This is a genomic window from uncultured Chryseobacterium sp. (assembly GCF_913776365.1).
GTDB lineage: Bacteria > Bacteroidota > Bacteroidia > Flavobacteriales > Weeksellaceae > Chryseobacterium.
The window spans coordinates 1-21952 of sequence record NZ_CAJYMO010000190.1; the positions used below are offsets into that span (position 1 = coordinate 1).

Below are 21952 nucleotides of genomic sequence, written 5' to 3' on the forward strand. Positions count from 1 at the left end.
CTGGCAGACGGAAAATCTTTATCAGGCATTTCTGTACTATGCGCCCTTCGGAAGGAATTATGACGGACTGATGGGATACGGTGAATTCCGCACACCGGTAAGGTAGCGGTTGAGTTCCTGCAGGAAATAAAAAACCTTACAGGAGATTCCTGTAAGGTGACAATATAATAACAGTCTGAAAATATCAGATTTATGTTTTGAAAATTGCAGTGATCAGCAGATTTTCCCTGTCCTCGAAAATGTAATGGATGTTCACGGGGAAATCCGGCATTGTGCTCACTAAAATTTCTTCACACCTGTTGTGTGGGTTTTCGGTTTGAAGGATTCCGTCGATCGACGCCTTCAGGCTTTCCAGAAAATCATCTCCCTTATTTTCTTTATCCGCATTGAAAATCCGCATAAGCAGCCTTATGTCGTTTTTAGCGATGGACGAGAGCAATACTTTCATGCTATGCACAATATCTCTTGAGTTCAGAAATATTTTCATAAAAATCCAGTTTCGTAGCGGGATTTTCATTATGGAACCGGATGCGGTATAGAATTTCATCAAGGTGGAACTGTGAAATGGCAACCTGGCTTTTTACCTCAAAACTTTCCATCATTTTCGCCAATGTTTCCAGCATCTCAGGATTGAAATTTTCAATTTTGCTTTTTAAAATTTCTGCGGTTGTGTTCATCATTTTAATTTTTTAAGGTTGATGATGTAGTTTGATGGGGTAAAGGTAAGAAAAATATTGTAATATTTGATTTTAATATATAAAAATTAGGGGGTATTTATTAAATATTATAAATTTTATTTGAATTTATATGTAAAATAAAGGGGGGGGTAGATCTATAAATTATATTTTTTTAAAAAAAATAACCTCCGGGAACGGAGGTCATCATCTATACAAAATAAAATTCATTCAGTTTTTCTTCACACAGGACCTTTACGACATCAATCCACCGGTCTTCATCATTGAGACAGGGAATGTAATGGAAATTTTCACCGCCTGCATCAGTAAACTGGTGTTTCCCTTCTACTGAAATCTCTTCCAGGGTCTCCAGGCAGTCCGATACGAAGGCCGGACAGACAACTGCCAGGTTTTTGATTCCTCTTTTGGGAATGGTTTCAAACGTTTCATCGGTATAAGGTTCTATCCACTTATCTTTTCCCAGTCTTGACTGAAAAGAGACAATTACCTTTTCCTTCGGCAGGTTCAGCTTCTCAATAACCGTTTCGGTGGTTTTGAAACACTGATGGCGATAGCAGAACTGGTGGCTCGGGTTGCTGTCGCGGGTGCAGCAGTCATTAAGGTTACAGGTTTTGGTAGGGTCTGTTTTATAAATATGCCTCTCCGGGACACCATGGTAAGAAAACTGCAGGGCATCAAAATTTTCCGGCAGCTTTTCCCTGATGCTTTCCGCCAGGCAGTTGATATAGATTTCACGGTTGTAGAACGGCTGGATATAATTGATTTTTACATCCGGAAATTTTTCCTTTCTTACTTCCTCTGCTTTATCAATTACCGTTTCTGTCGTACTCATTGCATATTGGGGATACAATGGGAAAAGAACAATTTCCTTTACGCCCTGGTCTACCAGTTTTTGGATTCCTGCTTCAATGCTCGGCTGGGCATACCGCATCCCGATCTCCACAGGGAAGTCTACCACCTTCTGCAGTTTTTTGCGGATTTTCTCAGTGATCACGATCAGCGGGGAACCTTCGTCCGTCCATACCGTTTTATAGGCAGCCGCTGATTTTGGCGGTCGCGTGTTCAGGATGATCCCGCGTACCAGAAGAGCCCTGAAGATCCAACGGTAGTCGATCACCTTTTCATCCATCAGGAATTCATCCAGATATTCTTTTACATCCTTTACCTCCGTAGATCTCGGTGAACCGAGATTGACTAATAAAATTCCTTTCATAAGATATAAGTAATAATCAATGGGTAATAAGCAATCATTAATAATCATTACCTGTTACCCATGATCTGTGTTTTTTATCCGTTTACGGCTTCTACCTGCTCCACAAGATCCGGAACAAATTGCTTTAAAATGTTTTCAATCCCGTTCTTCAGGGTAGCGGTAGAGCTGGGGCATCCCGAGCACGCCCCCTGTAAAAGCATTCTGGCCGTTTTGCTGTCCCGGTCATATTCCATCAGGGAAATCTTTCCGCCGTCGTTTTCCACCGCCGGTGCTACATATTCATTCAGGATGTCGGAGATTTTCTGCTCATCATCGGTATATTCCCGGTTGATGATTTTCTCTACCGGGTTTTCATGTTTCTGGGATTCGATGTTGGAAATTTCACCGCCGTTCTGAAGGTATTCTGCAATCAGGGCACGGACGGTAATCATTACTTCATGCCATTCTACGGAATGGTCTTTTGTCACCGCTACGAAATTATCGGAAATAAAAACTTCCTTCGCAAAATCGAATTCATTGAAGATCGCCTGTGCCATAGGAACGCCTTCCGCTTCATTCCTGGATTTTACCTCTACAAAACCGTCCAGTAATAGTTTATTGGAAACGAATTTCATTACATTCGGATTCGGAGTCATTTCAGAATAAACCTGGTACATTTCTTTTTTCTTCTGAAGATAAATCCTCGGGTTGGCAAGCAGTTCATCTTCAATAACATTTTTCAGGCTTTCCGCTACATGTTCCCAGGCTACGGTATCCTGCTTGGCCACTGCTACAAAATTAGCAGTGATAAAAACCCTTTCCACAAACGGGTAATTGAAAAGCTCCTGGGCCATAGGAATTTCTGAAAGATCTGAATTTCTGTCCAGTTCCAGGGAACCGGGGATCAGGTTATAATCCGCTACAAATTTCATTACTTTCGGGTTTTCGGTCGGCTCTATAAGTATCGTACGCATTTTTTCTTTAAATTTGAGATACAAAAATACGCAATTAGAAATTAGGAGGCAGGTACCGGAAGTTAGATTTTTGCTATCGGCATCATTGGAGCGCCGGAATCCGGAAACACAATAGCCGGACGTATTTTCAAATCAACTTATTATCAAATTTTCAATATAAAAATATGGCACTTATCAAAGAAATATTAGGAAACACGCCGCAGATCGGGGAGAATACTTTTCTTGCGGAAACGGCAACGGTCATCGGTGACGTGACGATGGGCAGAGACTGCAGCATCTGGTACAATGCCGTGATCAGGGGCGATGTCCATTACATCAAAATGGGCAATAAAGTCAATGTACAGGATAATGCCATGTTGCACTGCACCTATCAGAAACATCCGCTGAATATCGGGAATAATGTATCCATCGGCCATAATGCCATTGTCCATGGCTGTACCATCCAGGATAATGTGCTCATCGGAATGGGATCCATCGTTATGGACGACTGCCTGGTAGAGGAGAATTCCATTGTTGGCGCAGGTTCCGTAGTAACCCAGGGAACGCATATCAAATCCGGGGAAGTCTGGGGCGGCGTACCGGCAAGGAAAATCAAAGACATCAACTCCCAGCTCCTGGAAGGAGAAGTAAACAGGATTGCCGATAATTACGTGAAATATTCTTCCTGGTATAAAGAAAATGGTAAGGAAGTGAATGGGGAATGGTAATGTGTTTTGCCGGTCAATTTGTTTGAATCATAATATTGACAATCAGTCTCTGAAAATGGGCAGGCGTAGAGCTTTTACAGAACACATCACCAAATACCGGTTTCCCATTTTCCAATGACCATCTGCAGGCTGAATACTGTATCTTCCGCTGGGATATTACCGGGATAGCATCACCATGCAATAGAACAGTGTGCCGGTAAAGACAGAGCTTATATGGAATTTGGCTTGGTTGCACTCAACGATACGGATACAGTTTTTCCGGAGTACATTGACACACCTGCCGGCATCTTATTTTTCAAAAATAAAAAATTGGCCGTACATGATGAGTCATGCTGAATGGTACATTTTGCCGTACAGGTGAATTTCCTGATCATAAGAAATTAAGCATAGATACAAAAAAGCATTGCCGGATAGCGCAATGCTTTTTAATAAAATAGGAACAGATTACGGATTGATTAATTCTGCTTTTCCATTATTGCATCTGATTCCGGTAGGCTCATTTACCATCATACAGTCAGAGACGATGCCGTATTTCTGGTTAAAGGCCTTTATTTTTTCCGTGTATTCATTGATCTTAGGGAGAATTTCGGATTCTTTGTCTTTAGGGTAGGCTATATAAGCCTGGGGGCCGCCGCAGGCTTTGGCGCCGATCGGCGAGAAGGTCCAGTTGGCTGCGTCGGTACATTTTTCCTTTGAAATTTCAGATTCAATGGATGCCCGCATCTTGTCCAGCTGGGCCTGGTCATATTTCTGGCTGTTTTCATCGGCCGGCCTTTCGGAAATATCTTTGGGTAGATTGGCATCAGGGATTTTTGTAGAAGTGCACGAAGCCATAAAGAGAAGCGCACAGACGGCTGATACAGGGATTTTCATATAATAATTTTCTCTTGTTATCCGGAAGATTTTCCAAATCATATGCCAAGATAAGGAATTACATTTCATTTTTTGTAATTTTGACGGTGATGAATAATAATTTTTTTGAACTGATAGAGCATACCAACAGGAGTGTATTTTTAACGGGAAAAGCAGGAACCGGGAAAACCACTTTCCTGAACGATTTCGTTAAGCGTACCCGGAAAAAGCATATCGTGATTGCACCTACAGGGATTGCCGCCATCAATGCAGGCGGCGTAACCATACATTCCATGTTCGGGCTTCCGCTGAGGACTTTCCTGCCGACCACGGAAAGGATCGATACCAGTATGGCCAATAATATCGCCGACCTGATGCCGCATTTTAAGTACCGCAAGGATAAGCTGAAGCTGCTCCGTGAAGTGGAGGTTATCATTATCGATGAGGTTTCCATGCTAAGGGCCGATGTCCTGGATATGATGGACTTCTCCCTCCGTTTCATCAGGAGGAACAACCAGCGGTTCGGCGGTGTCCAGATGCTGTTCATCGGTGACCTGTATCAGCTGCCGCCGGTGGTGCGCGACGAGCATATTCTCAAGATCTGTTATGATTCACCTTTCTTTTTCGACAGTCATGCCATTAAGGAAATTCCGCTTATTACCATCGAACTTACCAAAGTATACCGGCAGTCCGATGAAGATTTCCTGGCCATTCTGAATGCCATCCGTGACGGTGATGTAGACCAGATTGATTTCGACAGCCTGAATGAAAGATATGATCCCGGATTCGATGCAAAGGATGAACCTTACGTATACCTGTGTTCCCATAACAAGATGGCGGACGATATCAACCAGGAAAAGCTGGACCAGATCAAAAGCACCGCCACTACCTACGAAGCCAAGCTTTTCGGGGAGTTCAGGGAAAACCAGTTTCCCAATGAACAGTTCCTGGATCTTAAGATCGGTGCCCAGATCATGTTTATCCGGAATGATATTTCCGGGGAAAAGAGATATTTCAACGGGAAACTGGGAGAAATTTCCGCACTGGAAGAAAACGAGATCAAAGTGATCCTCGACGGAAGCGAAAGGGAAATCACGGTGAAAAGGGAAGTCTGGGAACAGAAAAAATACTTTCTGGACCAGGATAAAAATATCAAGGAAGAAGTCCTCGGAAGCTTTGAGCAGTTCCCGATCAAGCTGGCATGGGCCGTTACAATCCACAAAAGCCAGGGACTTACTTTCGACCGGGTGATTATTGATGCCGGAAAAAGCTTTACGGCAGGGCAGGTGTATGTGGCATTGTCCCGTTGCCGTACCCTCGAAGGCATCGTCCTGAAATCAAAAATAACGCCGGAGGTAATTTTTAAAGACAACCGCATCCTGAAATTCCAGGGCGATACCCACGCCAATGATCATGTGGAAGCCATCCTGAATAAGGAAAAATACGATTACAGCATCAGGAAAGTACTTCGTACCCTCGATTCCCAGTGGCTGCTGAAAGAGGTGGAGGACTGGAACAGACATTCAGCAGAGACAAAAAGTATCGATCAGGTAAAAACCAATCAACTGTATCTTCAGATCAGGCATGAAGCAGTAAGCCTTGGTAAAATCTTTGAAAAACTGGAACGGATTATCTTCCAGAAGCTGAACCTGTTTATCGAAAATAAGGAAGAGTGGTCGGAAATAGAGAACAAAGCTAAAGGTGCCGTTAATTTCTTTTTCACAGAAGTACGGGATAAGATCTTCAGTCCGCTGAAAGATTTTTATGCGGAGATAAAAGGAGCAAAAGGGCTGAAGCAGTACAATGAAGAATTCAGGGTATGGCTGGAAGACCTTGAGGAATACCTGAACAGTCTGAAAACAGTCCATTTACTGGAAAGCAAATTGCTGGAGGAGAAAAATGATAAGGAAATCAGTATGAAAATCGCCAAGGTGCCGTCGCAGGTGCTTACGTTCCAGCTGTTTGAACAGGGAAAAACGATAGGCGAAATTGCGATGGAAAGGGGATTGGTGAAAGAAACGGTGATCGGCCACCTGGCAAAATTTGCGGAACAGGGCCTGCTCGATATTTCCAGGGTCATCACCTCCGATAAAATCAGGGCTTTTGAAGAACTTTTCTACAAAGACCCGAAGGAAACTTTAACCGAATGGAAAAATGCGCTGCCCAGCCATTTTGAGTTTAATGAAATCAGGATCCTGATCAATCATTTCAATTTCCAGAAAGAGAAAAACAGGACATCATAACATCAATCTGAACCTCAGCGGTTAGAATGCCTGAGGTTCAGGTATGTTTCAGGATCCATTATGGAAAGACGGCTTGTCTTATACTCTTTTACATTTCTTGTAATGATTAAAGTGATACCGGCTCTGTTTTGCGCTGAAAGTTCTGCAGGGCATCTTCAGAATCTTTGAAACCGGAATGTACTTTCTTGTTGATCATGGTCTTATTCTGATGCTGTTAATGCTTTAAGTAATTTTCAATTAAATCCGAAAAGCTGCGTTCTTTTCCAAGGTTATATTTCTTTGCCTTCTCAATTACTGACTATTCTATAGTCAGTGTCAGTTTTGTATTTATTATTTATATTTTACTACCAATATATAATTTTATATATACGTGTCTAATTTGTTTTTATTATATGTATAATTAACTGTAAGTATGAATTTATATATACTTATCTTCCTGGATTTGATACACATAAGTTGAAGAAATTAGAATGATGTGATGATTATATGAAATATTGTGTGAAAACAAAATGATAATTTTTTGAAAGATAATAACAGGAGTTCAGGAAATATGGCATATTGAATTTTTATGATACTATCTGTCAGATAAAAGATGCTACATAACAGCAAATAAAGGTATTCTTGGCTATAATCAATAATCCAGGATAACCACTCTTCCCTGATGATGATGGATCTGCTGATGCATCTCTACTGATTTTGAAAAAAAATCAAGGGCGTACCAAACGGTCTGCGCATCTGCTCCGTTATCATCTTTTGCGAAACTTTCTTTAAGATAGGAAAATTCTTCTTCAACAACGTTCAGGAAATCCTGTTGATCTGAAAATTTCCGGTAGATCTCCTGATATATTCTTTTTTCAGTATCTGTAAAATTTTGCTCTGTATATGAATAGCCGTCGATCCCGCTGTCCAGTATTTTTCTGGTAAGCAGCATGATATAGGCATTAAATCCCAGAAAATCTTCAGCAGAGATGTTCATTCCCGCATCTGTCTTATTTATTTCTTCAATAGGATAATGATGGGTATAGTTTCCGTATTGGAACATATAGCCTGTGCATACTGTTTTGGTAGGCAGTTCATCCAGCATCCTGATTCCGTAATTTGCGGCATCATTTTCCGGGATATCCTTATTGTAGATTATTTCTTCATCAAAGAAAAACATAAGTTCCAGTAGATCGTTAGGTCTGATGTCATTGATGTCCTCAGAAATGACACGGGCAACCTGATGTAAGTCTGTGCAGATGCTTTCGCCGCATTCTTTTTTTCTTTCATTCAGAAACTGAAGAAAAGATTTCCGGTGCAAAACCTGATCGCTGATGAAAGGTAATAGATTTTGTTTTGCTTTTTCCCTGTCAAAAGTATAGATTTCAGTATTCCGGCCCATTGATGTTATGTTTTATGAAATTGAAATAAAAATGCCCTGATGATCACTCACGATATGCTTATCTACAAAAGTTGCGGCTTCTGTAATATTTCCGGCAAAGCATTCCGGGACAACGATGTGATCAATGTTTTCTCTGATTTGCCTGGTCGTGTTTATCAGTTGCAGATCATCAAACAAAGCTGTTAAAGCTGCAGTTGTTTTCCTGCTGATGCTGAATTTTTCTTCACCGGATCTGAAAGAGGTATTGAAATCTCCAATAATAAACAGGTTGGTATTTTCCGCATGGATTTTTCGGCAGTCCGAGATGGTATTCCACAGCTCTTTATCAGCAAAAGGCTGCCTGTTGAACCAGGTGCCGATAATGGTGCAGTAGAAGACAACAGTTCCTGATGCCGTTTCGAATTCCAGGGCAAGATTAGTGTTCTGATCGGCAACCGGATATTTTTTTGAGTATGGAATTTTCGAATACAGAATAGTCCGGAATGCTCTTTTACCTTTCAGATACTCTGTGTAATTAAGGTTTTCATACACCGTATTTTCAGGGATGGGCGAACAGTAATATTGATAAGGGAATTTATCAAGCTTCAGGTCTACAGCTTCGGTTAAAATAAGAAAATCGAAATTAAACCGATTCAGGAATGCTGCGGTTTCAGAACTACCTTTTCTCCTGGCCCAGTCAATATTTAAGGTTGCAATTTTCAATAGTAAGCTTATTATTTCTTTATTTTTTCAAAATCATATAACGTAATGAAATCAATTTTATGCGCCCATATTTCACTGGTTTTTACATTGGGATAAAGATCTGAAATAGAAGTATTTTCAAATCCATCTTTAAAATAATATTTTATATCTGCCTTGTAGAGTAAAGGAGATTTCACATTGCTTTTTAATAACAGAACGGACTTCCAGTCTTCATCTTCTTTTCCTTCGTTATAATAAGCTCCGGTAAAAAATATCTCAATCGTATTTTCTTTTACCACTTTTGAAAATATATTTTTTTCTTTACTTAGCGGGTAATATTCTTTATACTGTTCCATGCTCAAGACCCTGTATTCGTAGATATTACCATTTTCTTTTAATTCCAACATTATTTTAGAGCCTAAAGGAAAGGTGAAGGTTCCGTACTCAGTCGGAAACTGAGCAGGAATATTTAAATTTTTTTGAGAGAATAGTTTCCCCGTAAAAATCCACACAATAATCAGAATGAATATTTTTTTCATGGTTAGTTTGAATTAAATTAGACTTCAAATGTACAGTAAATAGATTTTTATTAAAAGAGTTTTATTAAAAACTGAATATCCAATAGCTTTTCCCTTTGCATCACCATCAATCCTATCAATTACAAAAAGTAACTAATGTGATTTATTAGCTTTATCTTTGTCATTCGTAAAATTAAATCTAAAAATTGATTGTGAAGGAGGATATCCTTTTTTCATAATATATACGTTTTAACATGAAAAATTTTGAACTCTCCGTACTGGACCTTGCTCCTGTAAAACAGGGGAAAAGCATCAACGATACCTTCCAGGACAGCCTGTCCCTGGCCCGGCATGCCGAAAGCCTGGATTACAAAAGATTCTGGCTGGCCGAGCATCATAATATGGAAAGCATTGCCAGTTCCGCCACTTCGGTACTGATCGGTTATATTGCCAACGGTACCCGGACCATCAGGGTGGGTTCCGGAGGAATTATGCTTCCAAACCACAGCTCACTTGTTATTGCCGAACAGTTCGGAACCCTAGAATCCCTTTTTCCGGGAAGAATCGATCTGGGTCTGGGAAGGGCACCCGGAACAGACGGATTAACCGCCCAGGCATTGGGAAGAAACCCTGCGGCCATCAATCAGCAATTCCCGAGGCAGATCCTTGAACTGCAGAAATATTTTTCCAAAGAAAATGCGGACGCTCTCGTACGAGCCATTCCGGGAGAAGGGCTGGATATTCCGTTGTACATCCTGGGGTCCAGTACCGACAGTGCCTTCCTCGCGGCAGAGCTTGGGCTTCCGTATGCTTTTGCCGGTCATTTCGCCCCGGAGCAGATGGAAATGGCATTCAATATTTACCGTGAGCATTTCGAACCTTCTTCTTATTCAGAAAAACCGTATATTATTGCCTGTGTCAACGGGATTGCGGCTGAAACTTCAGAAGAAGCCCATAAGATGTCCACTACGCTGTTCCAGGCTTTTATCAATATCGTCCGGAACGACAGGAAGCCTTTTGCGCCGCCGGTAGAAAACATGGACGATATCTGGTCGCCGATGGAACGCTCTATGGTACTCCAGAAGCTAAGGTATACGTTCATAGGGGACCAATCTGAAGTGGAAGGACAGCTGAAACGTTTCCAGGACCAGTTTAATGTGGATGAACTGATGGTCAATGCCCACATTTACGATCATCAGAAAAGACTGGAGTCTTATCATATTTTCAGAAAAGCAAAAGCTGCCCTAGTGGCCGAGTAATAAACCGTTTGTATAAATTGGGAGATGCTTTTTTTATGAGTATCTTTGTCAAAATTTAAAGTAAAAATGTCCGATATCAAATTAAATACCATTCCGGAGGCGATTGAAGATCTTAGAAAAGGTAAAATAATTATCGTAGTGGATGACGAAGACAGGGAAAACGAAGGTGATTTCCTTTGTGCTGCAGAACTTACCACTCCCGAACTGATTAACTTTATGGCTGTACACGGCAGGGGCCTGATCTGTATGCCGCTTCCTGAAAAGCGTTGTGATGAGCTGGGACTTGAAGTGATGGTGAGCCGCAGCAGCGATCCTAAGGAAACCGCATTCACGGTATCTGTAGACCTGTTGGGCAACGGGACTTCCACCGGAATTTCCGCTGCCGACAGGGCAAAAACCATTCTGGCACTGATGGACGAGAAATCAAATCCTACGGATTTTATGCGTCCCGGACATATCTTTCCGCTCCGCGCAAGGAAAGGAGGTGTATTGAAAAGAGCCGGCCATACCGAAGCAGCGATTGACCTGACCTGTCTGGCGGGCCTTAAAGAAGGCGGCGTGATCTGCGAAATCATGAATGAGGACGGAAGCATGTCACGGTTACCGGACCTGTTCGCTTTCGCCCAGAAGCATGATATGAAAATCGTTTCTATTGAAGACCTGATCCATTATCAGCTGAAAAAAGGAAACCTGATTGAAAGGATTGAAGAAAGAAAGGTGAAAACCGCTTATGGGGAATATGATTTCTTTGCTTTCAGGGAAACTTCAAACGATCAGATCCATTTTGCCCTGACCAAAGGAACCTGGACGGTAGATGAACCGGTGCTCGTAAGGGTACAGTCTTCCGATTCCTATTTCGATGTCCTGACAAGGCTGAATAACGGAGAAAAGCCGTTGCTGGAAAAAGTAACCAACATCGTCAACGAAGCCGGAAAAGGAGCTATTATTTTCATCAACAACGTTTCCAATTCTGAAAATACGTTAAGGAAGCTGCAACAGTTCCTGAATTATCAGGACCGGCAGCAGCAATACCCGACGCTTGCCTTTAATTACAGGGATTACGGGATTGGGACCCAGATCCTGAAAAATCTCGGCATCAACAAGTTTAAAGTAATTACCCAAAACCCGGATATCAAGCCTCAGGTAGGAGGATATGATGTAGAGGTGACAGAAATGGTGCAGCTGTAGCGGTGAATGGTCAATGGTGAATTCGCTACGCTTGTCAATTTTTCTATGCGCTAAAGACTCACTGTTTATTTGCAATGCAAAATCTATAACTGACTTATAAATAAAAATGGCTTGAGAACTTCTCAAGCCATTTTTATTTGTTCAAAGCTTCTGAATCCGTTCAGGAAATCTTTTATACTCATTCTTTTCTTTCCCTCCAGCTGTACTTCCGAAGGGGAGTAGATTCCGTCCTGGGTATATATGCTGAATTCATTTTTGGAAATCTGTAAGGTTCCGGCTTCTTTTCCGTGATCTGAAAGTTCAAACCGGCCACCGAAGATTTTTAAACCTTTTATTTCTTCCCCGATTTTCAACGTAGTAAAAGCAGCAGGGTAGGGCGACATGCCCAGAATAAACTGGTGGATTGCTTTTGAACTTCCCGACCATTTGATCCGGGTATCTTCCTTGAAAATCTTAAAGGCATTTTTCGGGTGTTCCACTTCAGGCTGCGGCTTTTCGGTAATAGAGCCTTCTGCCAGTCCGTCAAGAGTTCGTACAACCAGGCGGGCACCCGTTTCCATCAGTCGGTCGTGCAGGCTGCCGGCATTTTCGTCGGGCAGGACAGCCAGCTCCTCCTGCAGCAGAATATTGCCTTCATCAATTTTTTCGTTGATGAAAAACGTAGTGGCTCCGGTTTTTTCTTCCCCGTTGATGACTGCATAATTAATAGGTGCCGCGCCCCGGTAATCCGGAAGTAAAGAGGCGTGCAAGTTGAAAGTACCCAATTTCGGCATTTCAAAAAGCACCTTAGGCATCATCCGGAAAGCCACCACTACGAAAACATCGGCATTAAGCTTCCTCACTTCTTCCAGGAACTCAGGATCTCTCAATTTCTCGGGCTGAAAAACCGGAAGGTTGTTTTCAACGGCATAGACTTTTACCGCAGACTGGCTGATTTTCTGTCCGCGTCCGCTGGCTTTGTCCGCAACCGTTACCACACCCACTACTTCGTGACGGGACTGATGAATAGCTTCCAGGGAAGTCTTCGCAAACTCCGGAGTTCCTAAAAAAACAACTTTTAATGATTTCATACTGCAAAGATAAGGTATTGGGAAAATGCAATGCAAATGGAACAGATGAATGATGTGATGAATGATGATTAGGCAATGGGAAATGAACTATAAAAAAATATCATTATAATTCAATGTAATTATCATCTTACTATAAACGAAGAGCAGAAATCAGGTGAGAAAAGCAAAATGTATTCTTGAAAGCACAGAGAATATAACCATACTGATGTGAATCACATGAGTTGCTGTCACCATTATTACTCATCAATAGCTTACAATCTGGCATTCATCATTTATCTTATCACTCATCATTCATTCACTATTATCCGTCTTCTAGGCCAGCATATAGGTTCTGAAGTTCAGCATCTTCACCTTTCCGGAATCGAGCAGGAAAATAAGGTTTTCCAGGATGTCTTCTTTCGGATGATAACTCAGTTGAATGGAAATTTCCTCAATGGTGGCTGCTTTTTCAGTCAGTACTCTGATAATCTGTTCGGAGATGTTCTTACCGAAAACAGATTGCCGGTTTTTTTCACATACGGAACACTGCCCGCAGTGCTTTGATTTTTTTTCTCCGAAATAAGCCAGGATGAGCCTCATTTTGCAGTATTGGCGGTCTTCAATAAAGAACTTCATTTCCTCCCATTTCTGAATCTTATTTTTCTGGATGTGCTCAAATAGTTTCCAGTAGACGGATTTGTTCAATCTTTCGTCGCGGGGCTTCAGGAATTTAATGCTGGCCTGTGAACCGTCGATATATTCCACATAACCTTTCTGGCGGAGTTCTTTCAGCCTTTCTCTGATCAGGGGAATACTTACGCCGATTTTGTTGCTGACCTGCTGCTCGCTGAACATCACCTTATGAGTCGTGATTCCGGAAACGGTGCGGAGCATCAGCTCAATAAAATAGGCATCCTGGTATGGAAGCTGATCAATCTCATGGGCCTGCATCAGCAGCTGAAGAGAGGAAAGGCTTTTCAGTTCATTGAAATAAATGATTTCCTGATTATGAAGAAAGGTGAGGACATTTTTGATTTTTGCCAAAGACAGCCGGGTGAAATTCTGTATTCCGGGAATATTAAGCTGAAACACTTTCTCCGGAAGCTCAAATTCCGCTACCTGGAAAATAGAGTAGAGGTAAGTAATAATCCTGAGGAACTCTGTTTTACCGGGCGTCTGGTTCTTAAGGATCTGATCAAAATTCAGAAGTTCCTGTTTATCCCAGAGTAAAAAAGCAAAACTCTTTCCGCCGTCTCTTCCGGCACGGCCTATTTCCTGGTAATAGTTTTCGATGGATGGAGCAGGAGCATAGTGGATGACAAACCGGACATTGTCTTTATCGATTCCCATCCCGAACGCATTGGTGGAGATTAAGACATGGCGGGAGCTGTTATTCCATGCCGTCTGCCGGGTATTTTTCTCTTTGGTCGTAAGGCCGGCATGAAAAAAATCCACATGGTTCATCTGTTTATTGCGGAGGTATTCCGAAAGTTGTTCCGCTTCTTTTCGGGTCCTCACGTACACAATTCCGGATTCCCCGGTAAATTTAAGAATATCATATACCCTCTGAAATTTATCGGACACTTCCTCAGAAAGAATTCTGATATTCTCTCTTTTAAAGCTTTTCTGAAAAAGGACAGGGTTCTTCAGGTCAAGCTTAAGCTTGATTTCTTCCAGGACTTTCGGGGTTGCAGTAGCGGTCAGAGCCAGGCAGGGTACTTTCGGATGGCTGAGCCTGAAGTTTTTGATGTTTTGGTAACTCGGCCGGAAATCCTGGCCCCATTCCGAGATACAGTGGGCTTCATCCACGGCAATAAAGGAAAGCTGGATTTCATCGATATGCTGGAGGAACTGTTTGTTGGTGAGTCGTTCCGGCGATACATACAGCATCTTCGTCAGTCCTTCCTTACAGCGGTCGTAAATGGTTTCGGCGTCATACTCGTCAAGCTCGGATGAAAGGTATTCGGCTTCTATCCCCCGGGATTTCAATTGCTGTACCTGGTCTTTCATCAAAGCAAGCAAAGGAGACACTATCAGGCAGGTCCCTTCTTTCAGCAAAGCCGGCAGTTGATAGCAAAGTGATTTTCCTGCTCCGGTGGGAAGAAGGACGAGCGTATCTTTTTCATTAATGACCGAATCGATAACTGCTTCCTGTGAATCACGGAACTGATCATATCCCCAGAAATATTTCAGGGTCCTGAATTTTAATTCTTGAAAATCATGCTGGGAAATCATGCTGTAAAAATAATGAAAGTATACCAACAAAAAAAGTCACGCAACGCGTGACTTTTGTAATATATCAATAAAATGAAATTTATTATTTAGCTTCAAAGTAAACCCTTCTGTTTGCTCTGTTTTTCCATTCAGGACATTTGGTAGCAGGATCACATTCAGGATATTTAAGGTCTTTTTCACCTCTACCCACTGCATTCAGTTTACCGGATTGTACACCATTTTTGATGAGATAATCCTTAACGTTGTTTGCTCTTCTTTCAGATAATTTCTGGTTATATGCTTCGGAAGCTCTTGTATCCGTAGCTCCGATAACGGTATAAGTACCGTTTGAAGAGTTGATATAACTTACCGCATTGTTAAGAATAGGAGTATTGGAAGGTAAGATTCTGTCTGAGTTTAAGTCAAATTCAATACCGTCCAGCTTTGTTTCGTTTTCTATTACCGGTCCGCCGGCAGGAGTTGTAGGACAACCTTGGTTTTCTACAGGTCCCGGAACGGTTACACATTTGTCGTAAAGATCGATTACGCCGTCAAGATCAGTATCAAGAGCTACACCTGCACCATCCACTCTTGCACCGGCAGGAGTATCAAGCTGTCTGTCCCAATCGTCGCAAACTCCGTCATTATCAAGATCTCCTTTTTTACAAACCTCAATATCCTGGTTTTTGTTAGCCAGTACATCCAGTTTGTAATAGATTTCCTGAAGCGGATCATGCCACATCAGATGAGATTCGTGCTTTCCTAGTTTAAGTGAGATACCCAGGGTTGCATTAAAGAAGTTATCAGAAACCTGCTCCTCACGTTGGTTGATCGCACTGTATTTGTTTCCTCCTCCGTCGAATTCATCGTCTCCGGTAACCACATACATGGCTCTTGCTTCGATATCCAGTCTTCTGTTTACCTTATATTTAAGACCTGCACCTCCCTGGAAGAACATGGATCCCAACTGGAATGGCTTGATTTCCGTTACCATTCTCTGGCCGACAGCATCTTTTTGGTAAGCTCTGTACGCTAAAGTACCTATACCCGCATATCCGTGTAATGCCCATCGGTAAGGGGAATGGTTATCCACTCTTCTGAAAAGATTGGAAAAGTTAATATCTCCTAATAATGAGATAGCATCATATTGGGTTCTGGCTCCAACCTGCTGATAAGCAGGAGCACCTGCCGGAACCGGATCTTTTGTATTGAACCATCCTTGTCTGGTCTCTCCCCTGTCATATTGAAGGTTGATCCCAAAAGCGTGGGTGATGGCTTTGTCAATACTTATATATGCAGAATAACCGAAAAGGTTTTTACCGTTACCGTTTTTTATAGACGTTAAGTCTGCAGATTGTATCATAGGTACACCGGCACCTATTGAAATGGCCCAATCGTTAAATCTTTTGGATTTATTGGTAAACGGGGAAACATTCGCAGAACCTGATGAAAAGGTATTCGGATATTCTCCGTTTGAAACTACTGCAGTTGAGTCTTGTGCAAAGCCTGCTGTAGGAACAGCCAGCGCAAATGCAACAATTGCTAAACTTAATTTCATAGTGTATTTTTTATTTAGTTAATTAAATGATTTAGTTGTAATTATTTGGTAGGGCACCCCTGATTTTCTACAGGTCCCGGAACGGTTACGCATTTGTCATAAAGATCGATGACACCGTCGAGATCCATGTCAAGAGCTACTCCGGCTCCGTCTACTCTTGCTCCAGCAGGAGTATCCAGCTGTCTGTCCCAATCGTCGCATACACCGTCGTTATCAAGGTCTCCTTTTTCGCAAACCACAAGATCAGTCTCTTTATTTTCCAGCACATTGGCTTTGTAATAGGCTTCCTGCAAAGGATCATGCCATGCGAGATGCGATGCATGCTTTCCTAGTTTGAACGAAATTCCCAGGTTGACTGTCCACATATTATCTGATCTTCTTTTATCGATCATGTTGTATTTTGCCACTTTGGAACTTGGATCGTAATCTCCGGCATCTCCATATCCACCGCCGTCAAATTCATCATCACCGCTGATGATGTACATGGTTCGGGCTTCAATGTCGATAAGTTTGGATACGTTATACTTCAAACCGGTACCAAACTGGAAATAGAAAGAGTTGAACTGAAGTTTTTGCTCAATAAACAAAGGAACCCTTCTGGGATTGGTACTCCATCTGTTCTGGTCATTGTCGTAAAGAGATGTCTTATAACCCATTACTCCGGCGCCGGCATATCCATGTAAAGCCCATCGGTAAGGAGAATGGTTATCCACCCTTCTTAAAATATTGGAGAAATTGATATCTCCCATCAAAGCAATCTGATTGTATTTTGTCTTAGCTTCCGCAACACCTGCGGCAGCTCCGGCAGCTCCTTCGAGCATTGCTTTCTGGGTGGTTTCCCCTCTCTGGTAAATCACGCTGAGCCCGAAAACATGAGTAATCTGTTTGTCAAGGCTTACATAGGAATTATATCCCCAGTTGATTTTTTTGTCGTAGATGGATTTAAGGTCGGAATGTACCATAAGCGCGGCACCTCCGCCGACGGATACAGACCAGTCGTTGAAACGTCTGGCTTGGTTGTTAAAAGGCTGAACGTTGGATGAGCCTGAAGAGAAGGTATTCGGGTATCTGTCATTGGACATAACGGCAATACTATCTTGTGCATATACAGCAGCAGGCAAAACAGCCAACAATAATAAACCTAATTTCATACAGTATGTTTTATGTGTTGATTTAAATTAAATCTTTCAATAATATCCTGGAAAATGCTCTTTCAGAAAGATGTTTCTTATGTGGGATTTCCAATCTTTCTGATACAAATTTCAAGCCATTAAATAGAACGATGTCTATATCTATAATCCGGTCGGTATATTCTCCCGTCATTTTAGAATCGTTAACCCGCCCCATTTGTGCTTCAATATCTTTAATAAAATCAAGAAATTGAACAGGGGAACGCTGTGTTGATATTATCATTGCAATATTACAAAAAATATTGGAACTGGCAAATTCTACGGGCTCCGATGTCAGGAATTCACTTAATTGTAATATCTCATTGTTTCCTTCCTTTATTTTGTTGATTGCTGTTTCCAGGTTTTTTTTTTGATCTCCGAGGTTGCTTCCGAGTAACAAAACCACTTTATGCTGCGACATATCGTAAAATAATTGATTTTATGAAAAGTTTTTTTAAAAATGTACTGGCAAATATAGTGGCAATCCTGCTGCTGTGTGTCGTCTTTTTCTTCTTTTTTATCGTGATTCTTATATTTAGTGCTATGGGAAGTGAGAAGTCGGTGACGGTAAAGAAGAATTCCGTACTTGCGATCAATTTAAAAACCAATATACTGGACAGCCCTACCGAAGAAAAGCAGGGCTTTTTTGAATTCAATGACCAGGACAGGAACGTATTGATTTATGATGCTGTCGATGCGATCCGCCGGGCTAAAACGGATGATAATATAAAAGGTATAAGCATAGAAGCCGATCAGCTTAATGCAGGAATGACGCAGATGGATGACCTGAGAAGTGCCATCCAGGATTTTAAGAAAAGCGGGAAATTTGTGTATGCTTATGGAAATGCCGTTTCCCAGGGTGCCTATTACCTGGGCTCCGTAGCAGATCAGTACTATCTGAATCCTGCCGGAATGATTGAACTGAAAGGGCTTGCTACCGAAGTTGCTTTTTTCAAGGACTTCGCTGATAAATACGGAATCGGGATTGAAGTGATCCGTCACGGAAAATTCAAGTCGGCAGTAGAACCGTTTATCAGAAACGATATTTCTCCGGAAAACAGGGAGCAGCTGGGTACGCTTCTGAATGATATCTGGAAGGATACTTCATCAAAAATAGCAGTGTCCAGAAAAATGGATACCGCACAGTTCAGGACTATAGTGGACAGCCTTTACGGAATGATCCCCGATCTGGGCCTGAAGTATAGACTGGCAGATAAACTGATACAGAAGACTGAATATGACCGGCTGATCAAATCGAAACTCGGCATCAAAGCGGATGGAAGGCTGAATAAGATCTCCCTGGGGAAATATATTGCCTCTTATCGGGATGATGAAAAATCCGGTGGCAGGGTAGCGGTGCTTTACGCATCAGGTTCCATTAATAGCGGAGACGATTATAATGATATCCATTCCGAAAAATACATCAAGTATATTAAACAGCTTCAGGAAGATGATAAGGTAAAAGCGGTTGTTTTCAGAATCAATTCTCCGGGGGGGAGTGCCAATGCTTCGGATGAAATCCTGTTTGAGCTTCAGCAGCTGAAAAAGAAAAAGCCGTTGGTGGTTTCATTTGGAGACTATGCGGCATCAGGCGGATATTATATTGCCATGGCAGCAGATAAGATCTATTCCGAGCCGAATACCCTGACGGGTTCTATCGGGGTTTTCGGGGTAATTCCTTATTTTAAAGAGATTGCCAATAAAAACGGGGTCCGTTCCGATATTGTTGCTACCAATGCCAATTCAATGTACTATTCTTCCCTTAACGGAGTAACACCTTACGGGGTAAATATGATTACCCGGAGCGTGGAAGGAACTTATAAAAGATTTGTCCATTTTGTTACGCTGAACAGGAAGCAGACTTTCCAGCAGATCGATAATGTCGGTGGCGGAAGAGTATGGAGCGGAACCAGAGCAAAACAGATCGGATTGGTAGATGAGCTGGGTACACTGGAAGATGCTGTGAAATTTGCAGCACAGAAAGCAAAGCTTACTTCATATGCCGTCTCTTCCTATCCAAAACGGATGACTCCTTTTGAACAGATCTTTAATGATCTGAACGAAGATGAAATTTCTGCAAGGGTTGTGAAGAACAAAATAGGAAAGGCCAATTATGAAATCCTGCAGCAGGTAATGCAAGAAAGAAAACTTCAGTCCGAAGTAAAGATGGAGATGCCTTACCAGATCAGGATCAATTAACTGATTATATTGTACAAAGAAGCGGCGGACCTGAAAGTTTCAGATCCGCCGCTTTAAATTTTTTATTACTGCTAAGCATTCCTCCTGGTAGCCATTCCATAGATCCAGAGGACGATCAGTGCGCCTCCGATAGCCAGGATCCAGCTTCTGAAGTTCCAGAAAGAATCCACATCTCCCCAATGGAGAATATAAACTCCGATAGCTCCGCCGATAAAGGCTCCTACGATTCCAAGAATAATGGTGATCAGCCATCCGCCGCCCTGTGTTCCGGGCATGATAAGTTTAGCAAGTGCGCCTGCGATAAGGCCGAATAAGATCCAGGTTAAAAATCCCATAGTCGTAAATTTTTTAATAGTTAATAAGTGATTGTGTAATTCAGACAGGGATGACAGTATCATCTCTTTCTGAAGAACGAGTCAACAAATTCCGTACCATTGAATAACTGGAGATCCTGCATCTTTTCTCCGACGCCGATGTATTTCACCGGAATCTGGAACTGGTCTGAGATGCCGATGACCACGCCTCCTTTCGCTGTTCCGTCGAGCTTGGTGACTGCCAGAGCGTTTACCTCCGTAGCTGCCGTAAACTGCTTGGCCTGCTCAAATGCATTCTGGCCGGTGGAACCGTCCAGAACCAGCAGTACCTCGTGCGGTGCATCAGGAATTACCTTCTGCATTACCCTTTTGATTTTGGAAAGCTCGTTCATCAGGTTGATTTTATTATGGAGCCTTCCTGCCGTATCGATGATTACCACATCTGCATTCTGGGCTACGGCACTCTGTACGGTGTCAAAAGCAACGGAAGCAGGGTCTGATCCCATTTCCTGTTTAATGATGGTAACGCCTACACGCTGGCTCCAGATCACCAGCTGATCTACGGCGGCAGCCCGGAACGTATCCGCTGCGCCCAATACGACCTTTTTTCCTTCAGATTTGAACTGATGGGCCAGTTTTCCGATGGTCGTTGTTTTCCCGACGCCGTTCACACCGACCACCATGATGACATAGGGCTTCTTGGAGGTGTCAATATTGCCTGTTCCGGCATGGGGATTTTCAAGAAGCAGGCCTGAGATTTCATCGCGGAGGATTTTATCCAGTTCGTTCACCCCGACATATTTGTCCCGGGCTACCCGCTCTTCGATTCTTTCGATGATCTTGATGGTGGTGGAGGCTCCTACGTCAGAAGCAATCAGGATTTCTTCCAGGTTGTCCAGAACCTCGTCATCTACCTTGCTCTTGCCGACTACGGCCTTTGTCATTTTTTCAAAGAAACCCTGGCTGGATTTTTCCAATCCCTTATCAAGCGTTTCTTTTTCTTCTTTTTTAAAAATGTTTTTAAACCAACTCATCTTTATGAATTATGGAATTTAATAATTATCGGTGAGGCGGAGCGGGATGGCAGGAAAGCCTGAAACTTACAACCATGGTGTATTGTATTTGCTACAACTTCCAGCCCCGGGCTTCCGGCTCAGAAAAGCAAAGATAACAAAAAAACTACCCAAAAGCTGAGTAGTTTTTATATTGTAAATAAAGCGGAGATTATTTTTTCAGATAACCGTCTACTTCGTCTGCATTCATTACTTTTTCTTCGAAAATGTAAGCTCCTGATTTAGAAGACTTCACCATTTTCACCACTTTAGTCATTTTCTTTGACTGTCCGCTTTGTAGGGTTGCTACTACTTTCTTTGCCATGGTAAATTATATTTTATAAATTACTTGATTTCTTTATGAACGGTCACTTTCTTAAGAACGGAATTGTACTTTTTCAACTCCAGTCTTTCAGTTGTATTCTTTTTATTCTTTGTAGAAATGTATCTTGACATTCCCGGCATTCCGCTCTCTTTGTGCTCTGTACATTCAAGGATTACTTGAACTCTGTTTCCTTTTTTTGCCATGATTTAGTTCTTTTTAATCAATCCGTTTCTAGTCGCTCTTTCAATAGCTTCTTCGATTCCAATTTTGTTAATCACTCTCAATCCATGAGCTGATACTTTCAGTGTTACGTGCTTATCCTGCTCCGGAAGGTAAAATTTCTTCTCTAATAAGTTAATTTCAAAACGACGCTTCGTTTTGT

24 protein-coding genes are annotated in these 21952 nt (G+C 42.1%); 5 read left to right on the plus strand and 19 right to left on the minus strand.

Going from position 1 to position 21952, the window contains the following annotated elements:
• Positions 1-190: 190 nt before the first annotated feature.
• The 4 genes from QZ735_RS09555 to QZ735_RS09570 all read right to left on the minus strand — a co-directional run bounded on the left by QZ735_RS09555 (position 191) and on the right by QZ735_RS09570 (position 2861).
• Positions 191-487: a hypothetical protein gene (locus QZ735_RS09555; RefSeq protein ID WP_294247412.1), complete on the minus strand. Its 297-nt coding sequence runs from the start codon at positions 485-487 to the stop codon at positions 191-193.
• Complete coding sequence (locus QZ735_RS09560; RefSeq protein ID WP_294247415.1) at positions 450-680, minus strand: hypothetical protein; 231 nt, start codon at positions 678-680, stop codon at positions 450-452. Before QZ735_RS09560 ends, QZ735_RS09555 begins: the two co-directional genes overlap by 38 nt.
• 205 nt (positions 681-885) lie before the next feature.
• Positions 886-1908 (minus strand): ferrochelatase, encoded by a 1023-nt coding sequence (gene hemH, locus QZ735_RS09565; protein WP_294247418.1) that lies wholly within the window; start codon positions 1906-1908, stop codon positions 886-888.
• Positions 1909-1982: 74 nt separating this feature from the next.
• A complete protein-coding gene (locus QZ735_RS09570) occupies positions 1983-2861 on the minus strand; it encodes a NifU family protein (RefSeq protein WP_294247421.1) in 879 nt (292 codons plus the stop codon).
• Positions 2862-3025: 164 nt separating this feature from the next.
• On the opposite strand from QZ735_RS09570, the gene QZ735_RS09575 reads away from it, so the two are divergent.
• Positions 3026-3568 carry a gamma carbonic anhydrase family protein gene (locus QZ735_RS09575; protein ID WP_294247427.1) on the plus strand — a complete coding sequence of 181 codons (543 nt, stop codon included), beginning with the start codon at positions 3026-3028 and terminating at the stop codon, positions 3566-3568.
• Between the two features lie 444 nt (positions 3569-4012).
• On the opposite strand, the gene QZ735_RS09580 is transcribed toward QZ735_RS09575, so the two are convergent.
• Entirely contained in the window at positions 4013-4441 is a 429-nt protein-coding gene (locus tag QZ735_RS09580; protein WP_294247429.1) for a hypothetical protein, read from the minus strand.
• An 89-nt stretch (positions 4442-4530) separates the two neighbouring features.
• On the opposite strand from QZ735_RS09580, the gene QZ735_RS09585 reads away from it, so the two are divergent.
• Positions 4531-6663, plus strand: a complete 2133-nt coding sequence (locus QZ735_RS09585) for a helix-turn-helix domain-containing protein (protein WP_294247432.1) — start codon at positions 4531-4533, stop codon at positions 6661-6663.
• A 214-nt stretch (positions 6664-6877) separates the two neighbouring features.
• On the opposite strand, the gene QZ735_RS09590 is transcribed toward QZ735_RS09585, so the two are convergent.
• From QZ735_RS09590 to QZ735_RS09605, 4 genes are all read right to left on the minus strand, one after another.
• The gene (locus QZ735_RS09590; RefSeq protein WP_294247468.1) at positions 6878-6955 is read right to left on the minus strand and encodes a hypothetical protein; all 78 of its coding nucleotides are present in this window, start codon (positions 6953-6955) and stop codon (positions 6878-6880) included.
• A 339-nt stretch (positions 6956-7294) separates the two neighbouring features.
• A complete protein-coding gene (locus QZ735_RS09595; protein ID WP_294247434.1) occupies positions 7295-8044 on the minus strand; it encodes a hypothetical protein in 750 nt (249 codons plus the stop codon).
• Between the two features lie 12 nt (positions 8045-8056).
• The gene (locus QZ735_RS09600; RefSeq protein WP_294247437.1) at positions 8057-8746 is read right to left on the minus strand and encodes an endonuclease/exonuclease/phosphatase family protein; all 690 of its coding nucleotides are present in this window, start codon (positions 8744-8746) and stop codon (positions 8057-8059) included.
• Positions 8747-8757: 11 nt separating this feature from the next.
• Positions 8758-9264 carry a hypothetical protein gene (locus tag QZ735_RS09605; protein WP_294247440.1) on the minus strand — a complete coding sequence of 169 codons (507 nt, stop codon included), beginning with the start codon at positions 9262-9264 and terminating at the stop codon, positions 8758-8760.
• A gap of 233 nt (positions 9265-9497) precedes the next feature.
• Here QZ735_RS09605 and QZ735_RS09610 point away from each other — a divergent pair, with 233 nt between their 5' ends.
• Together QZ735_RS09610 and ribB are read left to right on the plus strand one after the other, a co-directional pair.
• Complete coding sequence (locus QZ735_RS09610; RefSeq protein WP_294247442.1) at positions 9498-10502, plus strand: LLM class flavin-dependent oxidoreductase; 1005 nt, start codon at positions 9498-9500, stop codon at positions 10500-10502.
• A 66-nt stretch (positions 10503-10568) separates the two neighbouring features.
• The gene (gene ribB, locus QZ735_RS09615) at positions 10569-11690 is read left to right on the plus strand and encodes a 3,4-dihydroxy-2-butanone-4-phosphate synthase (RefSeq protein WP_294247444.1); all 1122 of its coding nucleotides are present in this window, start codon (positions 10569-10571) and stop codon (positions 11688-11690) included.
• 122 nt (positions 11691-11812) lie between these two features.
• Here ribB and fmt read toward each other — a convergent pair whose 3' ends face one another.
• The 5 genes from fmt to folK form a co-directional block, all read right to left on the minus strand.
• Positions 11813-12760: a methionyl-tRNA formyltransferase gene (gene fmt / locus QZ735_RS09620; RefSeq protein ID WP_294247447.1), complete on the minus strand. Its 948-nt coding sequence runs from the start codon at positions 12758-12760 to the stop codon at positions 11813-11815.
• Between the two features lie 312 nt (positions 12761-13072).
• Positions 13073-14974, minus strand: coding sequence for an ATP-dependent DNA helicase RecQ (locus QZ735_RS09625; RefSeq protein WP_294247449.1), 1902 nt, complete (start codon positions 14972-14974; stop codon positions 13073-13075).
• An 82-nt stretch (positions 14975-15056) separates the two neighbouring features.
• The gene (locus QZ735_RS09630; protein WP_294247452.1) at positions 15057-16511 is read right to left on the minus strand and encodes an OmpA family protein; all 1455 of its coding nucleotides are present in this window, start codon (positions 16509-16511) and stop codon (positions 15057-15059) included.
• 41 nt (positions 16512-16552) lie between these two features.
• Positions 16553-17662, minus strand: coding sequence for an OmpA family protein (locus QZ735_RS09635; protein ID WP_294247455.1), 1110 nt, complete (start codon positions 17660-17662; stop codon positions 16553-16555).
• A gap of 22 nt (positions 17663-17684) precedes the next feature.
• Positions 17685-18101, minus strand: coding sequence for a 2-amino-4-hydroxy-6-hydroxymethyldihydropteridine diphosphokinase (folK, locus tag QZ735_RS09640; RefSeq protein WP_294247457.1), 417 nt, complete (start codon positions 18099-18101; stop codon positions 17685-17687).
• Between the two features lie 20 nt (positions 18102-18121).
• Here folK and sppA point away from each other — a divergent pair, with 20 nt between their 5' ends.
• The gene (gene sppA / locus QZ735_RS09645; protein ID WP_294247458.1) at positions 18122-19879 is read left to right on the plus strand and encodes a signal peptide peptidase SppA; all 1758 of its coding nucleotides are present in this window, start codon (positions 18122-18124) and stop codon (positions 19877-19879) included.
• 71 nt (positions 19880-19950) lie between these two features.
• Here sppA and QZ735_RS09650 read toward each other — a convergent pair whose 3' ends face one another.
• The 5 genes from QZ735_RS09650 to QZ735_RS09670 form a co-directional block, all read right to left on the minus strand.
• Positions 19951-20214 (minus strand): GlsB/YeaQ/YmgE family stress response membrane protein, encoded by a 264-nt coding sequence (locus QZ735_RS09650; protein WP_294247460.1) that lies wholly within the window; start codon positions 20212-20214, stop codon positions 19951-19953.
• A gap of 59 nt (positions 20215-20273) precedes the next feature.
• A complete protein-coding gene (gene ftsY / locus QZ735_RS09655) occupies positions 20274-21227 on the minus strand; it encodes a signal recognition particle-docking protein FtsY (protein WP_294247461.1) in 954 nt (317 codons plus the stop codon).
• Between the two features lie 190 nt (positions 21228-21417).
• Entirely contained in the window at positions 21418-21570 is a 153-nt protein-coding gene (locus QZ735_RS09660; protein WP_294247463.1) for a DUF4295 domain-containing protein, read from the minus strand.
• Between the two features lie 20 nt (positions 21571-21590).
• Positions 21591-21773 (minus strand): 50S ribosomal protein L33, encoded by a 183-nt coding sequence (rpmG, locus tag QZ735_RS09665; RefSeq protein WP_056216154.1) that lies wholly within the window; start codon positions 21771-21773, stop codon positions 21591-21593.
• A 3-nt stretch (positions 21774-21776) separates the two neighbouring features.
• On the minus strand, positions 21777-21952 hold a 176-nt coding region (locus QZ735_RS09670), incomplete at its 5' end, for a bL28 family ribosomal protein (RefSeq protein WP_294247472.1).

Bases quoted from the DNA above. Each gene is read 5' to 3' on its own strand.
- rpmG (WP_056216154.1), bottom strand. From the start codon at position 21,773: ATGGCAAAAAAAGGAAACAGAGTTCAAGTAATCCTTGAATGTACAGAG.
- QZ735_RS09635 (WP_294247455.1), bottom strand. From the start codon at position 17,662: ATGAAATTAGGTTTATTATTGTTGGCTGTTTTGCCTGCTGCTGTATAT.
- QZ735_RS09605 (WP_294247440.1), bottom strand. From the start codon at position 9,264: ATGAAAAAAATATTCATTCTGATTATTGTGTGGATTTTTACGGGGAAA.
- QZ735_RS09575 (WP_294247427.1), top strand. From the start codon at position 3,026: ATGGCACTTATCAAAGAAATATTAGGAAACACGCCGCAGATCGGGGAG.
- QZ735_RS09610 (WP_294247442.1), top strand. From the start codon at position 9,498: ATGAAAAATTTTGAACTCTCCGTACTGGACCTTGCTCCTGTAAAACAG.
- ftsY (WP_294247461.1), bottom strand. From the start codon at position 21,227: ATGAGTTGGTTTAAAAACATTTTTAAAAAAGAAGAAAAAGAAACGCTT.
- hemH (WP_294247418.1), bottom strand. From the start codon at position 1,908: ATGAAAGGAATTTTATTAGTCAATCTCGGTTCACCGAGATCTACGGAG.
- QZ735_RS09555 (WP_294247412.1), bottom strand. From the start codon at position 487: ATGAAAATATTTCTGAACTCAAGAGATATTGTGCATAGCATGAAAGTA.
- folK (WP_294247457.1), bottom strand. From the start codon at position 18,101: ATGTCGCAGCATAAAGTGGTTTTGTTACTCGGAAGCAACCTCGGAGAT.
- fmt (WP_294247447.1), bottom strand. From the start codon at position 12,760: ATGAAATCATTAAAAGTTGTTTTTTTAGGAACTCCGGAGTTTGCGAAG.
- QZ735_RS09580 (WP_294247429.1), bottom strand. From the start codon at position 4,441: ATGAAAATCCCTGTATCAGCCGTCTGTGCGCTTCTCTTTATGGCTTCG.
- QZ735_RS09660 (WP_294247463.1), bottom strand. From the start codon at position 21,570: ATGGCAAAGAAAGTAGTAGCAACCCTACAAAGCGGACAGTCAAAGAAA.
- QZ735_RS09595 (WP_294247434.1), bottom strand. From the start codon at position 8,044: ATGGGCCGGAATACTGAAATCTATACTTTTGACAGGGAAAAAGCAAAA.
- QZ735_RS09560 (WP_294247415.1), bottom strand. From the start codon at position 680: ATGATGAACACAACCGCAGAAATTTTAAAAAGCAAAATTGAAAATTTC.
- QZ735_RS09650 (WP_294247460.1), bottom strand. From the start codon at position 20,214: ATGGGATTTTTAACCTGGATCTTATTCGGCCTTATCGCAGGCGCACTT.
- QZ735_RS09630 (WP_294247452.1), bottom strand. From the start codon at position 16,511: ATGAAATTAAGTTTAGCAATTGTTGCATTTGCGCTGGCTGTTCCTACA.
- QZ735_RS09625 (WP_294247449.1), bottom strand. From the start codon at position 14,974: ATGATTTCCCAGCATGATTTTCAAGAATTAAAATTCAGGACCCTGAAA.
- ribB (WP_294247444.1), top strand. From the start codon at position 10,569: ATGTCCGATATCAAATTAAATACCATTCCGGAGGCGATTGAAGATCTT.
- QZ735_RS09585 (WP_294247432.1), top strand. From the start codon at position 4,531: ATGAATAATAATTTTTTTGAACTGATAGAGCATACCAACAGGAGTGTA.
- sppA (WP_294247458.1), top strand. From the start codon at position 18,122: ATGAAAAGTTTTTTTAAAAATGTACTGGCAAATATAGTGGCAATCCTG.
- QZ735_RS09570 (WP_294247421.1), bottom strand. From the start codon at position 2,861: ATGCGTACGATACTTATAGAGCCGACCGAAAACCCGAAAGTAATGAAA.